Genomic DNA, 14941 nt, shown 5'->3' on the forward strand with positions numbered 1-14941 from the left:
TTTAGAAAGTATGATTTAATAGGATTTTAAGATGAAAAAACTCATAACAGTTATTTTTACACTATGCTTTATTGGTAGTGTTCAAGCAACAGAAGTAGCCGTGGTGGATTTTAGAGCGGCGCTTTTACAAAGTAATATTGGTCAAGAAGCAGCAAAAGAGCCTAAACAAAAAGTAGCTGAAATGGATGCTCGCTTGAAAAAAGAGCAAGAAAAACTCGAAGCATCAGCAAAAGAATTAAAGCGTGATGAATTAACCTTATCTGAAGAAGAGTTTAAAAAGCGTCGTCAGCAACTAGCACAACAACAGAATCAAGTACGCGGTATGGCTGCAACTATGCAGCGTCAGGCTAAAGAGTTAGAGCAGAAATTAATACAGTCTCTGACTCCAAAAGGTGAAGCGGCACTTAAATCTTTGATAGATGAACGCAAATTAGATTTAGTATTAAATAGGCAACTAAGTTTGTATGCCAATGCGGATGCAGATATAACCGATGAGCTAGTGAAACGTATTAACAAGGATAATTAATCTATGAGCTATACGCTAGGGCAATTAGCAGCCAAAGTACAAGGGACGGTAAAAGGTGATGCTGGTCTAGTTATAGATAAATTAGGGACGCTAGAGAAAGCGACTCAAAGTGAGTTGAGTTTTTTAGCTAACCCGAAATACCAAAGTCAGCTGTCATCAACTTCTGCTGGAGCTGTGCTTGTTAAAACAGAAGAGCTTGCTGATCTTCTTGAAAATGCTATTGTGGTTGCTAACCCTTATCTGGCATTTGCACAGTTATCTCATTTATTTGCTCCTAAAACTCAATGTTGGTCTGGGGTTCATCCAAGTGCTGTTATTTCGTCAAAGTCAAAGATCGCAAATAATGTAGTTATATGTCCCAATGTGGTGATTGACGATGACGTAATTATCGAGCCTGATTGTATTATTGGCGCGGGGTGCGTTATTGGTCGAGGAGTGAAAATCGGCCAAGGCTCTCGTTTGTACCCTAATGTGACCCTCTATCATGATGTTGAAATCGGTTCAAAGTGTATTCTTCATAGTGCCGCAGTTATAGGTGCGGACGGTTTTGGATTTGCACCTAAAGAAGGTGGCTGGGAGAAAATAGACCAGTTAGGGGCGGTCGTAATTGGGAGTAATGTTGAGATTGGGGCAAGTACAACCGTTGACCGTGGTGCTATAGAAAATACTCAAATAGGTAATGGTGTTAAAATAGATAATCAAGTTCAAATTGCTCATAACGTCGTAATTGGCGATAATACGGCGATTGCTGCAAGCACCGCAATAGCTGGAAGTACAAAAATTGGTTCCTACTGTACTATTTCTGGTGGCGTTTGTATTGCAGGTCATTTGGTTATTACGGATCGAGTTCATATTACTGGTATGAGTATGATTAGTAATTCGATTACAGAGGAAGGTTCTTACTCTTCTGGAATGGGGATGGAGCCAACAAGTAAATGGCGTAGAACAGTTGCTCGAGTCAGAAGAATTGATGAAATGGCAAAACAGTTTTTACAATTGAAACAACAAATTAAGAAGCTTTCAGACAAGGTTGATGTTTAATGATAGACGTAAATGAAATTCGTCAGTATTTACCTCATAGGTACCCTTTTTTACTAGTAGATCGTGTTGTTGAGTTAAATCTGAACGATTCCATTGTTGGTTACAAAAATGTGACTATTAATGAGCCTTTTTTCAACGGCCATTTTCCTAATCATCCTGTTATGCCTGGCGTCTTAATTATCGAAGCGATGGCGCAAGTAGCTGGAGTTTTGGGTTTCAAGACCATGGACAAAAAGCCTGAAGATGGTTCTATTTATTATTTCGTAGGTGTTAATGATGCTCGTTTTAAACGTCCTGTAGTTCCAGGTGATCGCTTGCAACTTGAAGCTAAGATAGTTGCAGAAAAACGAGGTATTTGGAAATTTGAATGTAGAGCAACTGTTGACGGTGAGTTAGCATGCTCTGCAACTATTATGTGTGCAGACAGGAAAATATAGTGGCAATACATCCAACTACTTTAATCGATTCGAATGCAGAGATTGACTCCGATGTGGAAATCGGTCCTTTTTGTGTGATCGGACCGAATGTTAAAATTGGTGCTGGTAGTATCATTAAGTCTCATGTTGTCATTAATGGTCATACGACAATTGGGCGTAATAATGAAATTTATCAGTTTGCTTCAGTTGGAGAAGCGAACCAAGATAAGAAGTATAAGGGTGAGCCAACTCAACTAGTAATCGGAGACAATAACGTTATTCGAGAAAATGCAACGATTCATCGAGGCACTATTCAGGATAAAGGTGTTACGGTTATTGGTAACCATAATTTGTTTATGGCGAGTACACATGTCGGTCATGATTGTGTTGTTGGTGACCATAATATTTTTGCAAATTTTGCGGCTCTCGCAGGGCATGTGTTTGTTGGTGATAATGTTATTCTTGGTGGCTACGCAGGTATTCATCAATTTTGTCAGGTTAACTCCTTTAGTATGTGTGGCATGGGTTCTATGGTTTCAAAAGATATCCCAAGGTATGTCATGGTTTCTGGTAGTCCTGCAAAAGCGCATGGAATGAACTTTGAAGGGATGCGTCGGCGTGGAGTTCCTGCGGACATCATTAAAGCTCTGCGAAAAGCATACAAAGCTATTTATCTTAAAGGGTTAACACTTGAGTCTGCATTAGTTGAACTTGAGCAAGGGGATATTGCACACATTCCTGATGTCTCTGAGTTTATACTGTCAATTCGGCATTCGAAACGTGGCATAGTCCGATAGGTAGTATGTTTTAAAAGAAACCCCGGATTATTTCGGGGTTTTTTATTATCAGAGGTTTTATAAATGCAAGCGACATCTGTAACACGTTATGTGTTGGTGGCTGGAGAAGCTTCAGGTGATATTTTGGGGGCGAACCTCATTGCTCACTTAAAAGAGTTACAGCCTGATGCTGTTTTTGAAGGTATTGGTGGTCCGTTAATGAAAGCACAAGGTCTTAACAGTGTTGTGCCAATGGACAGATTATCGGTAATGGGTCTAGTGGAAGTTTTGGGTCGTTTGAGAGAACTGCTTAGTATACGTAAGAACTTATATCAATCTTGCTTACAAAATCCTCCTGCTGCTTTTATTGGTATTGATTCCCCCGATTTTAATATGCCGCTGGCGAGGAAATTAAAGCAAGCTGGTATACCTACCGTTCATTATGTAAGTCCATCAGTCTGGGCGTGGCGTCAAAAGCGAATTTTCAATATTAAGAAGTCTGTTGATTTAATGTTGACTCTTTTTCCTTTTGAATTACCCATTTATCATGAGCACAACATTCCGGTCGTTTGTGTTGGGCATACACTCGCCGATGAGATCCCGCTTGATAGTGATGTGGATTCGGCTAGAGAGGCTCTGCATTTAGGGCATATTAAAGGACCTGTTTTTGGTATTCTTCCAGGCTCTAGGGAAGGTGAAGTATCTAGATTAGCGCCTCTTTTCGTAGAAACCATTAAGTTGATTAAGCAAAAAGAGCCAAACGCGACCTTTTTAATGCCAGCAGCAAATCAAGAGCGCCGTATTCAGATCGAAGCCGTTTTACAAGCGGCTAATGCTGAAGCAATTGTTATCGATGGTCAATCACGGACTATTATGGCAGCGTCTGATGCTATTTTACTTGCTTCTGGTACTGCTGCATTGGAAGCCATGCTTATTAAGCGTCCAATGGTGGTGTCTTATCGGGTTAATAAACTTACGTATGCCATCATATCTAGAATGATGAAGGTTCCGTATGTTTCCTTGCCTAATTTGTTGGCGAATGAAGCCTTGGTGCCTGAGCTTTTACAAGATGAAGCGACACCAAACAATTTAGCTACTAGACTGATTCAAACATGGCGATCCTTCGTGGGTGATAAATCAATTCAAGCCAAGTATCTAGAGTTGCATACCATGCTACGAAAAAATGCTGGTGCTCAAGCGGCTAAGGCAATTGTTAGTATGTTGGAAGGAAAAGATAAGTAATGGAGCCTTTTGTTAGTCAGGTGTATTTTGGGGATTTATTGGCGGGTACTGATGAAGCTGGTCGAGGTCCATTGGCTGGTGAAGTGGTTGCTGCGGCGGTTATTTTAGATCCAAGAAATCCCATTGCTGGATTGGCGGACTCTAAAAAACTGAGTGAAAAAAGGCGCGAGGCACTATTTGTAGAAATACAAGAAAAAGCCTTAGCTTATAGTGTGGCTAGTGCCTCAATTGATGAAATTGACAATATAAACATTCTTCATGCCAGTATGCTGGCGATGTCTCGAGCTGTCTCTACGCTTTCTATCGCTCCTGAACATGTCTTGGTTGATGGTAATCGAATACCACCTAATTTACCCTGTTCAGCAGAAGCCGTGGTGAAAGGCGATGCTCGACAAGCCGCTATTTCAGCGGCTTCTATTTTGGCTAAAGTGACACGTGATAGGGCGATTGTAGAAGCCGCAGAAATTTATCCAGAATATGGTTTTGAAAAACATAAAGGTTATCCGACTGCCCAGCATCTAGAAGCGATTCGTTTGCATGGCATAACGCCTATTCATAGGCGCAGTTTTGGCCCAGTTAAGAAAATTTTAGAAGGATAATAGTTTGTCCACGTCATTTATACATTTACGAGTACATACCGAGTTTTCTTTGGTCGATGGCTTGGTAAAAATCAAAGGCTTACTTGGCACAACCGAGTTTATGTCTATGCCTGCTGTGGCTATTACAGATGAAAACAACTTATGTGGCTTTGTACGTTTTTATAAAGGGGCGATGGATAAGGGCATTAAGCCAATTTGTGGTGCTGATGTTGTTGTGGCTGAAGACGATGAGGTGGAATCGCGTTATCGTTTCACTTTATTGGCGATGTCAAATAAAGGTTATAAAAACATCATTGCTATCATTTCTAAAGGCTATCAACTGGGTCAAGTAGAAGGGCGGCCAATAGTCCAACGCGAATGGATCGAAGCGCATAGTGAAGACGTTATTGCACTGTCCGGTGCTGGTTTTGGCGATGTAGGATTTTTGATTCAAAAAGGTCGTCATGAGCAAGCTAAAAGCCGAATGGCCTATTGGATGTCTGTTTTCCCCAATCGTTTTTATGTCGAACTTCAGCGAACCAGTCGTCCGGGTGAAGAAAGTTACATTCATGCCGTCGTTCCCATCGCGAGTGAATTAGGTTGCCCTGTTGTGGCCACCAATGATGTACGATTTTTGAAACGTGAAAACTTTGATGCCCATGAGGCTCGAGTTTGTATTCATGACGGTGTGACAATAGACGACCCTCGTCGTGAGCGTCGTTACTCAGAAGAGCAATATTTTAAAACTCCTGAAGAAATGGCTGAGCTGTTTCAAGACATTCCTGAAGCACTTGAGAATACAGTAGAAATTGCTAAGCGTTGCAGTGTGGATGTTTTATTAGGTAAGTACTTTTTGCCTGATTATCCCGTTCCTGAAGGAATGACCATGGAAGAGTTCTTTAGCAAACTTTCCTATGATGGCTTGATAGAGCGGTTTAATTTTCTGACTAAAAAATATGGCGAGCGCATCGAAAAGCGTCGTCAGGAATACTGGGATCGATTGGATTTCGAACTAACTATTATTAATCAGATGGGGTTTCCAGGTTACTTCTTGATCGTAATGGATTTCATCCAGTGGGCGAAAGATAACGGTATTCCGGTAGGCCCTGGGCGTGGTTCTGGTGCGGGCTCATTGGTTGCCTATGCCTTGAAAATTACGGACCTGGATCCGCTTGAATACGATTTGCTGTTTGAACGATTCTTGAACCCAGAACGGGTTTCCATGCCTGACTTTGATATCGACTTTTGTATGGATAACCGTGACCGAGTGATTGATTATGTATCACGGACTTATGGTCGTGATGCGGTGTCTCAGATCATTACTTTTGGTGCCATGGCGGCGAAAGCCGTGGTTCGAGATGTCGCTCGTGTTCAAGGTAAGCCTTACAGCCTAGGTGATAAATTATCCAAACTGATTCCATTTGAAATCGGCATGACACTGCAAAAAGCGTTGGAGGAAGAGCCTGCTCTACCTGAGTTTATTTCTGGTGATGAAGATGCTGCTGAAGTGATGGAAATGGCCATGTCGTTAGAAGGCGTGGTGCGTAACTTTGGTAAACACGCTGGTGGTGTTGTTATTGCCCCCACTAAATTGATCGACTTCGCACCGCTGTACTGTGAAGAAGATGGCTCAGGCTTGGTTACTCAATATGACAAAAACGATGTTGAAGAAGCTGGCTTGGTTAAATTCGACTTTTTGGGTCTTAAAACCTTAACCGTTGTCGATTGGGCCGTTAAAAACATTGATACCATTAATGCACTAGAAGGCAAGCCACCACTCGATATTTCCCTAATAGATTTAGAAGATAAATCCACTTATGACTTGCTAAAGCGGGCGGAAACCACAGCGGTATTCCAGCTGGAATCTCGTGGTATGAAGGAATTGATCAAAAAACTTTTGCCATCGCGCTTTGAGGACATTATCGCCTTGGTGGCATTGTATCGCCCTGGACCATTGGGCTCAGGCATGGTGGATGACTTCATCAACCGTAAGCATGGTCGAGCTGAGCTGGCTTTCCCGCACCCTGATTATCAACATCAAGATTTGATTCCGGTATTGGAACCCACCTACGGCATCATCTTGTATCAAGAGCAAGTAATGCAGATTGCTCAGGTATTGGCTAAATTTTCACTCGGTGGCGCCGACTTGTTGCGTCGTGCCATGGGTAAAAAGAAGCCCGAGGTTATGGCTGAGCAGCGTTTGATTTTTATGGAAGGCGCGCTCAAAAATAATATTGATAAAGATTTATCAGGCAACATATTTGATTTGATGGAAAAGTTTGCAGGGTACGGTTTTAACAAATCCCACTCCGCGGCTTACGCTCTTGTGTCTTATCAAACCGCTTGGTTGAAGAATCACTATCCAGCGCCATTTATGGCAGCGGTATTGTCTGCGGATATGCAGAATACCGATAAGATCGTTATCTTCATCGAAGAATGCCGTTCCATGGAGTTGGCATTAGAACTGCCCAATGTAAATGAGTCCGTTTATAAATTTACCGTTAACCCTAAAGGTGCCATTGTATATGGCTTGGGAGCGATTAAAGGGGTAGGTGAAGGTCCGATTGAGGCCATTGTTGAAGCTCGTAAAGATGGCCCTTTTGAGCATATATTTGATTTCTGCCAGCGCGTTGGTAAGAAGGTAAACAAACGCGTGATGGAGGCTTTGGTTCGTTCAGGGGCGTTTGATACCATAGGTCCCAACCGAGCAACCTTGTTTGCGTGTATTGATGAGGCGCTTAAACGAGCGGTTCAAGATGCGAAAAACCAAGATGCAGGCATGATGGATCTGTTTGGTGTTGCGGTAGAAGAGAGTACGGAAGATGCTTATAAGGAAATGGGTATCCAGCATGAGTGGACACCGCGGCAGCGTCTTGACGGTGAAAAAGACACGCTTGGTTTGTATGTTACTGGTCATCCAATTGATGAGTATGAGAAAGAAATTCGTCGTTTTGCTCGCTCAAAAATTGTGGATTTACAGCCTAAGCGAGGTGATACGCAGATTATGGCGGGTTTGATCGTGGACCTGCGGATTACCAAAAGTAAAAAAGGTGGTAACATCGCTTTTGTTACATTGGATGATCGTTCTGCTCGTATAGAAGTGACCGTATTTCCGGATAACTACGACAGTTTTAAAGACGTTATTGTTAAAGATGAAGTGGTTGTCGTAGAAGGAGAGATTAATGTCGATGAATTTCGTGGCGGACAAAAAGTTATTGCCCGAAATATTCTTGATATTGCTCAGGCTCGAGTTCGTTATGTGGAAGCATTACGAATTACTTGGACATCAGAAACGGTAACGCCGATTGAAATTCAAGCTCTGGCGAACTATATGGAGTCATATAGGGGCGATGGTTGTGATGTGGTAATCGGCTTTGATACACCACAAGCATGTGGCGATATTCGTTTGGGATCGGGTTGGAAAGTTCGTCCGGACGATGAATTAATTCACCAACTTCAGAAACAATACGGTAAACAAAATGTTCAGTTAGTGTATACTTAGACTCATTTAATAGTTTTGGCAATGGAATGCGGCGTAGAGATGCGCTTAATAGAGCTATAGAGCAAACGGCCAGCTGCCTTTTGCCTTTGTATTTGATGCAACCAAACAATAGTGTAATTAAACCATGAATTTAGATTATCTCCCTTTTGAGCAGCCGATTGCTGAGCTCGAACAGAAAATTGAAGAGTTACGTTTAGTCGGTAACGATAATGAACTCAACATCAGCGATGAAATTAGTCGCCTTGAAGATAAAAAGACAGCATTAACTAAGAGTTTATTCAGTAATTTAGGGGCATGGGAAGTTTCTCAATTAGCGCGTCACCCAAAGCGCCCATACACTCTTGATTATATTAAGCATGTCTTTACCGATTTTGAAGAAATGCATGGTGATCGTCATTACGCTGATGACCGTGCTATTGTTGGTGGTATCGCACGCTTAGATGGTCGCCCAGTGATGGTTATTGGGCATCAAAAAGGTCGCGAAGTAAAAGAAAAAGTGCTTCGTAACTTTGGTATGCCTCGTCCTGAAGGTTACCGTAAGGCATTACGTCTTATGGAAACAGCAGAGCGTTTTAATATGCCTATTGTTACTCTCATCGACACACCTGGGGCATACCCTGGTATTGGTGCAGAAGAGCGTGGTCAAAGTGAAGCGATTGCTTTTAATTTGGCGGTGATGTCTCGTCTAAAAACGCCGATCATTTCTACTGTAATTGGTGAAGGTGGTTCTGGTGGCGCGTTGGCTATCGGTGTTTGTGATGAGCTAATGATGTTGCAATACGGTACTTATTCTGTCATTTCTCCTGAAGGCTGTGCATCTATTCTTTGGAAGAGTGCAGATCGCGCTTCTGATGCGGCTAAAGCAATGGGAATCACGGCTCAGCGACTACAAGAGCTTGGCTTTGTTGATACTATTATCCCTGAGCCTCTAGGCGGTGCGCACATTTCACATGAAGAAATGGCGCAGAGCTTGAAGAACAATGTTCTTGCGGCATTGGATCGTATGGAAGCATTAACGACCGAAGAGTTGTTGGCTCGTCGCTACAACCGTTTGATGTCTTACGGTTTATAAGCTTTTGTTTTCTCAAGAAGCCTCCTATATTTAGGGGGCTTTTTTGTTTCTTGCGCTTAAGGTATTTAGATCTAACACGCCATGACGAAACCTTCAGTATTTACTCCTCTTATTTCTTTGTCTCCTCTTCGCTTTAACTCTGAGTGGATAGAGGCTGTCTTTTCTAGAGCGGGCAAAGTGTGGATTGGCTTCAGTGGTGGAGTCGACTCTCATGTATTGCTGCATGCTTTGGTTGATCAGGTATCGTTAGAGCAAAAGCAAAAAATAGTCGCCTTTCATGTTCATCATGGTCTAAGTGTTAACGCCGATAACTGGTTAAGACATTGTGAGGCAGTTTGTGCCAGTCTGGGGGTCCATTTCGAAGCCGAACATGTTCAGTTAGAAGCCCAAGCTTCCCTTGAAGATGCTGCTCGTAATGCTCGTTATAAAGCCTTTCAGGCAATAATGGGTGATCATGATGTGATTTTGCTGGCTCATCATGCGGGAGATCAAGTGGAAACCGTATTGTTTAGGCTATTGCGGGGGACCGGTGGGAAGGGGTTGTCCGGAATTCCTTATGAAAGACGGTTGGGGGAAGGGAAGGCACGTTTGATCCGTCCTTTTTTGACTGTTTCAAAGCAAAATATTAAAGATTACGCTGAGCTGCATAATTTGGAATGGGTTCAAGACGAATCTAATATGGACGAGCGCTTTACGCGCAATTTTCTTAGACGAAGCGTGTTACCGATTTTGAAAAAGCGCTTTCCTAAGATGGAACATAATATTGTGTCCGGTGCGCAACGCATTGCAACGGATTACGCTATGTTGTCAAAATTTGCACAGCAACAGTTAGAGAGTTGGTGTAATGAGTTTGGCGGCTTGGATTTATCCTATATTGTAGATAAGCCATTTGATGAACGCCTTTTTTGGTGGCGGCACTTTTTACAGGCGAGCGGAGTGTCATTAACGCAATCGCAGTTAGAAAGTGTTGAAATGATGTTTTCTGGAGCCGACGATAAGCAGCCTGCCTTCGAATTTTCTCATGGTCGAATTATGCGACATCATAATGTTGTTTATCTTCTTCCGCTGGATGAACCTGTCAAACTGGCTTCTTTAGTGTCAGGCGAAGTATTACAACGGCCTTTTGACAGTCTAAGTGTACATGGCATCGAAACTTGTGAGTTGAAGTCTCGTCCATTGGGGGAGAGTTTAGTCATGCCTAATGGCAAAACGCGTAAATTGAAAAAATGGCTTAATGATGAAGCGATTCCAAGCTGGTGGCGTGATCACCTGCCATATATATATTGTGGAAATACGTTAATTGCTATTGGTGATCTTTGGCTGCATCCTAATTATCCCCATCTTACTATAAAATGGCAGCTTAATTTTGCTTTGCCATTGCCAAAAGCTGAATGTAGCTAATTGTTATTATTATGTTTTTATTTATCTGTTAGCTGCACATTTAGTTTGTTTTATAGAGATAAAATTCTATTCTTAATTATGTTGTCTCTTTTAGTATTTAAACTATTGCCTAACATTTAACGATAGGGTTGTAATGATGCTTAATGTGGTTGTTTTTGGCGGCTTAGAGTTTAGCCCCTTAGTCGTTTATTTTCCGATTGCTTTTTTGTTGGCTGCTTTAACACGTTTTGTACTTCACCGTTTGGAGTGGCATGACCGTATCTGGCGAGTCGCCTGGTTTGAGGTGTCGTTATTTGTTTGTTACTTGGCATTAACCGTATATTTATTAGGTGGAAGATAAATCAATGGCAAAATATCTACGTATTCTTTTGACAGTTTTGGTTGTTTTGGCGGCGGTTTTTGCAGGACGATGGGTATGGAATGATTATATGCATTCGCCATGGACTCGCGATGGGCGTATTCGTGCAGACATTGTTACTGTGGCGCCTGACGTGTCTGGATGGGTGACTGATTTAAATATTACTAATGATCAGGCCGTAAAAAAAGGCGACCTATTATTCAAGGTTGATCAAAAACGTTATCAAGCAGCCCTTAATCAAAGCAAGGCAAATACAGAAAATGCTTTGCATTCATGGCAGCTGGCAAAACATAAATACGAACGCCGGACTGCATTATTAAGTCAAAAAGCCATCAGCGCTGAAGATTTAGAGGCGTCACGTATTAGCACTGAAATAGCTAAGGCTAATTATGATTTGGCTGTTGCTAAGGAGGAGACGGCTCAGCTTAACTTAGATCGCACTGAAGTCTATGCCCCAGTATCAGGGCATATTATTAATTTAAATTTACGTCAGGGAAATTATGTTGGGCAAGGCTCGCCCGTTTTTGCCATTGTGCAGTCTGACTCTTTTTACGTCACGGCGTACTTTGAAGAAACTAAAATTCCACTCGTCCACTTAAACCAAGAAGCTAAAATTACTTTGTTAAGTGGTGGCAAGCCACTTACTGGTGAAGTGGTCAGTATTGGTAAAGCCATTGCCAATAGCAATACACAGGGTAATGGTCAGCTTTTGCCACAGGTTCAACAAACGTTCAACTGGGTACGTTTGTCACAGCGAATTCCTGTGGATATTAAGCTAGATTCGTCAAATGCTGAAAGACAACTTAGTGCTGGGATGACGGCCACTATTCATCTTACTCAGCAGTAGGGAGAATCGTTTTGGGGATCGTGCTTCGTAACCTGTTTTTACCCGAAAAACAGGCGGTTATTTTTGCCCTTAAAGGCGTCATTGCTATGGCTATGGCGCTAACGATTGCTCTTTCTTTGAACTTAGACCGCCCTTATTGGGCGTTAGTGTCGGCTGTTTTTTTACAAATGCGCCCCGAAAGTGGGTTGGTGGTTGAAAAGGCTATTTGCCAGATAGTTGGCACCATCATCGGCGGCTTGTTTGGTATTTTTCTGTTGACTCAATTCATGTCCTATCCCTATGTGGCCTTAGGTGTTTTGACTTTATGGTTGGGGCTTAACTCTGCACTGTCGGCTATGGTGCGACAAGCGAATTTTGTGTACGCCTTCGCCATGGCGGCAGTCACTTCTGAAATCATTGTCTTGATGGTTATGGCGAGCCCCACTACGGCTGATAGTCAGGCGGTTTTCAATATTGCTCAAGCTCGTGTGAGCGAGATCGTCATTGGTTCTATCTGCGCTGGTGTGGTGAGTCATATGTTCTGGCCAGTTAAAGTAAAAGACAGTCTGCAAATGCAGGCCAGATCGGTGATTAATCAAACGTTGCAGTATCTTGTTACCGAGTTAGATCGAACGGGAACTCATGAAAATCGCCATAAGCAAATTGATGGCATTATGGCAACGTTAGGTATGGTGAGCGAAGACTCTAGTGCCGCCAGCTATGAAGGCCCCAAAGGACCTGGGCGAACGCGAGCAGCGAATCAGTTGGCTCAAAAAGTATTGTCTTTGCTTGCTTTGGTTCAAATCTTTGGCCGTTTACAACGTCGCCATGCGGAGCTGATAACTCCGACATTGTCACAATTATTAGATAAGTTGCGTGAGGCATTTGGTCGGATTGCCGAATCCAGTGATTTTGAGTATTGCCTAGAGCAGGTAAAAATATTGCGTCGAGACCTTGCTGAGTATCGAGCAAATAACGAGCCAGAGTCGCCATTTGAATTGCACATGCTAAATGTAGGTGCAGAAATCACAGCTGAGTTGACGGTGTTGTTGCGGGCTTTTCGAGCACTAGAAAAGCGGGACAGTACGTTACTTAATGCGCCAAGTATGTTGACCTACCGAGACCCATTAGCGGGTTTTGTTGTTGGTTTACGAACCAGTGTGGTGTTTTTGATTGGTGCTTGTATTTGGGTGGGGACAGGTTCAACAGCTGCCTTGATGATTATGATTTTGCCGGTCATTTTTTCCATCATGTTAGCACGGCTGCCTTTGATGATTTTAAAAGTCGTCTTAAAGAGGCTTTTGCTTGGGGTGATTGTGGCCGTAGTCGTCGCTGCTTTTTTTGCTCTGAATTTATTGTCTCAAAGTTCAGGGCAGTTAGAGCTTTTATTGCTAATTCTAGCGGGTCCATATTTTATTGGGTTGCTGCTGCTTGCTGATCGTCAGACTTTGCCCTATGGACTGGGGTTCTGTATTCCGTTCTCTATTTTAGTAAGTCCGAGTCGGGATATGACACGCGCTTTTTCAATTGATTATACCGTTAGTTCTGCCATGGCCATTTTTACCGGTGTGTGTATTTTATTTTGGGTGTTCCATTTGATTACCGGTCCAAGTGTGCAGCTGTTGGTACATCGTATTTTCAAAACAACCTACCAAGATTTATTGGAAATTAGCAAGCACGCTAGTCCGACAGCTTGGTACAACCGCCGTATGGCGGATCGACTATTGCGCCTAACTAACTACGATCAAGGGTCGAAATCACGTGCCGTTACCGACTTAGCATTGACGGCATTAAACCTTGGGCATGTTTCGATTCGCCTACGGTCAATCTGTGAGAATTTAGCGGGCAAACAATTGTCAGTTTTGGATAACTGGCAGCGTGCTTTAGCGAATGCTTTCTTGCTAGCCAGTAAAGGGAAGTGTGATGAGGGGTTTACAAGTGCCAGTAACGCTTTATATGACGAGCTTTATAAACAGGTTGGCGACTCTAATCAGCTTGAAGCTATCCAAGGGATGTTTATTCGTCTCAATATGTCGTTTGAAAGAAGTGCCGAGGCCATTGCTGCCCAGCGCTAGCCTTAAGAGTCTAGGTGTTGATCTAGACTCTTATTAGCCAATCGGCTTGCTCTTTGTAAGTGGCCACCAATCTTGCGTTTAGACCATCGCTTTGATTAATTCTGTCCATCGCTTGTTGATGACTGAAATTCCATGCCTGCATATGGCGCTTTGCTAATCGTTCAATGGCGATTTCAACAGGAATGTCTAAAAACCAATGTTCATCAAACAGTCTTCTGGCTTCATGCCAGCCATCTTGCTGATGTAGCAAATACAGCCCTTCAATCAGTATGACCTTAGTATCTTTGGTTATCGATAAATCGTCTTCAATAGGATCGCCTAGCGCATGGTCAAAACTTGGCCAGAAAATATCCTCTTGTCGATAGCCTTGTTTAATTTTCTTCACTCGCTCAATAAAACCTAGGCTATCAAATGTCCAAGGGGCGCCGCGTCTTGCAAACGCTTCATCATCGTTTGGTAAAGCACGAAGTTGAGCTTTAGAGAGATGAAATCCATCCATCGAAAGGCAAATCACTGACGTGTTTTTTTGCTTTGAAAAATAGTCAATCAAGTAGTCCGCAAGAGTGCTTTTGCCTGAACCAGGACCACCGGTTAATCCAATAAGAGTTCGATGTGATTTTGTCGCGTAGGCTTGGATCTTTTCTAGTGCGGCTCTTACATCTGCAGATTGCTCATAGCTACGATTAATATCAAGGGAGGTCATGGTGTGTCCTGTTGTTATTGTTTCTCATCGTACTCTAGCATGAAGTAATGATAGGAATTTACATTTTTAAGTGAACTGCAAGCTACTTGGGGCACGTATCAAATGAAACCCTAAGAAGGAGTTGCGTCATGTTATTAAAAGAACTTAAAAAAATCTCCCATGTCGATAAAGTAAAGCTGCATTCTCTGGAATCTAATTTGTATCAATTATCTGTGGTAATTGGAGACAGAGAAGACTATGTACTGACTGAGCATGGTCGCTTTTTAACAAGTCATAATAAATTGGATTTGCAGGCTTTGTTTAAGGATAAGACGGTCGGCGCCATGGTGCTGTGTCACCAAAGTGCTTATGACGAAATGGTCGGTCAGCCTGTTGGTATGAATAATTCCTTAGAAGTGCCGCTTGGCAATACGGAGATGTCCTAG

General features: G+C 42.6%; 14 protein-coding genes. 13 read left to right on the forward strand and 1 reads right to left on the reverse strand.

Translation table 11 applies throughout. The features are described from left to right. Positions 1-31: 31 nt before the first annotated feature. The 12 genes from C0J08_RS05345 (at position 32) to C0J08_RS05400 (ending at position 13813) form a co-directional block, all read left to right on the forward strand. A complete protein-coding gene (locus tag C0J08_RS05345) occupies positions 32-526 on the forward strand; it encodes an OmpH/Skp family outer membrane protein (RefSeq protein ID WP_212655074.1) in 495 nt (164 codons plus the stop codon). Between the two features lie 3 nt (positions 527-529). Beyond that, positions 530-1567: a UDP-3-O-(3-hydroxymyristoyl)glucosamine N-acyltransferase gene (lpxD, locus tag C0J08_RS05350; RefSeq protein ID WP_212655075.1), complete on the forward strand. Its 1038-nt coding sequence runs from the start codon at positions 530-532 to the stop codon at positions 1565-1567. Next, entirely contained in the window at positions 1567-2004 is a 438-nt protein-coding gene (gene fabZ / locus C0J08_RS05355; protein ID WP_212655076.1) for a 3-hydroxyacyl-ACP dehydratase FabZ, read from the forward strand. The genes lpxD and fabZ overlap by 1 nt, the downstream gene beginning before the upstream one ends. Continuing rightward, the gene (lpxA, locus tag C0J08_RS05360; protein WP_212655077.1) at positions 2004-2780 is read left to right on the forward strand and encodes an acyl-ACP--UDP-N-acetylglucosamine O-acyltransferase; all 777 of its coding nucleotides are present in this window, start codon (positions 2004-2006) and stop codon (positions 2778-2780) included. The genes fabZ and lpxA overlap by 1 nt, the downstream gene beginning before the upstream one ends. Positions 2781-2843: 63 nt before the next feature. Next, positions 2844-4001, forward strand: coding sequence for a lipid-A-disaccharide synthase (lpxB, locus tag C0J08_RS05365; protein ID WP_212655078.1), 1158 nt, complete (start codon positions 2844-2846; stop codon positions 3999-4001). Next, entirely contained in the window at positions 4001-4600 is a 600-nt protein-coding gene (gene rnhB, locus C0J08_RS05370; protein WP_212655079.1) for a ribonuclease HII, read from the forward strand. Before lpxB ends, rnhB begins: the two co-directional genes overlap by 1 nt. A gap of 4 nt (positions 4601-4604) precedes the next feature. Continuing rightward, on the forward strand, positions 4605-8081 hold the full coding sequence (dnaE, locus tag C0J08_RS05375) for a DNA polymerase III subunit alpha (protein ID WP_212655080.1): 3477 nt from the start codon (positions 4605-4607) through the stop codon (positions 8079-8081). 124 nt (positions 8082-8205) lie between these two features. Next, complete coding sequence (gene accA, locus C0J08_RS05380) at positions 8206-9153, forward strand: acetyl-CoA carboxylase carboxyl transferase subunit alpha (RefSeq protein ID WP_212655081.1); 948 nt, start codon at positions 8206-8208, stop codon at positions 9151-9153. Between the two features lie 81 nt (positions 9154-9234). After that, complete coding sequence (gene tilS, locus C0J08_RS05385) at positions 9235-10554, forward strand: tRNA lysidine(34) synthetase TilS (RefSeq protein WP_212655082.1); 1320 nt, start codon at positions 9235-9237, stop codon at positions 10552-10554. A gap of 133 nt (positions 10555-10687) precedes the next feature. Continuing rightward, positions 10688-10894: a DUF1656 domain-containing protein gene (locus C0J08_RS05390; protein WP_249344520.1), complete on the forward strand. Its 207-nt coding sequence runs from the start codon at positions 10688-10690 to the stop codon at positions 10892-10894. A gap of 4 nt (positions 10895-10898) precedes the next feature. Continuing rightward, a complete protein-coding gene (locus tag C0J08_RS05395) occupies positions 10899-11759 on the forward strand; it encodes an efflux RND transporter periplasmic adaptor subunit (protein WP_212655083.1) in 861 nt (286 codons plus the stop codon). A 20-nt stretch (positions 11760-11779) separates the two neighbouring features. Next, entirely contained in the window at positions 11780-13813 is a 2034-nt protein-coding gene (locus C0J08_RS05400) for an FUSC family protein (protein WP_249344636.1), read from the forward strand. 22 nt (positions 13814-13835) lie between these two features. Here C0J08_RS05400 and C0J08_RS05405 read toward each other — a convergent pair whose 3' ends face one another. Next, on the reverse strand, positions 13836-14516 hold the full coding sequence (locus C0J08_RS05405) for a P-loop domain-containing protein (RefSeq protein ID WP_212655085.1): 681 nt from the start codon (positions 14514-14516) through the stop codon (positions 13836-13838). Between the two features lie 128 nt (positions 14517-14644). Here C0J08_RS05405 and C0J08_RS05410 point away from each other — a divergent pair, with 128 nt between their 5' ends. Then, positions 14645-14941, forward strand: coding sequence for a DUF6482 family protein (locus C0J08_RS05410; protein WP_212655086.1), 297 nt, complete (start codon positions 14645-14647; stop codon positions 14939-14941).

Origin of the sequence: Marinomonas sp. CT5 (assembly GCF_018336975.1) — a bacterium.
Taxonomy (GTDB): Bacteria; Pseudomonadota; Gammaproteobacteria; order Pseudomonadales; family Marinomonadaceae; genus Marinomonas.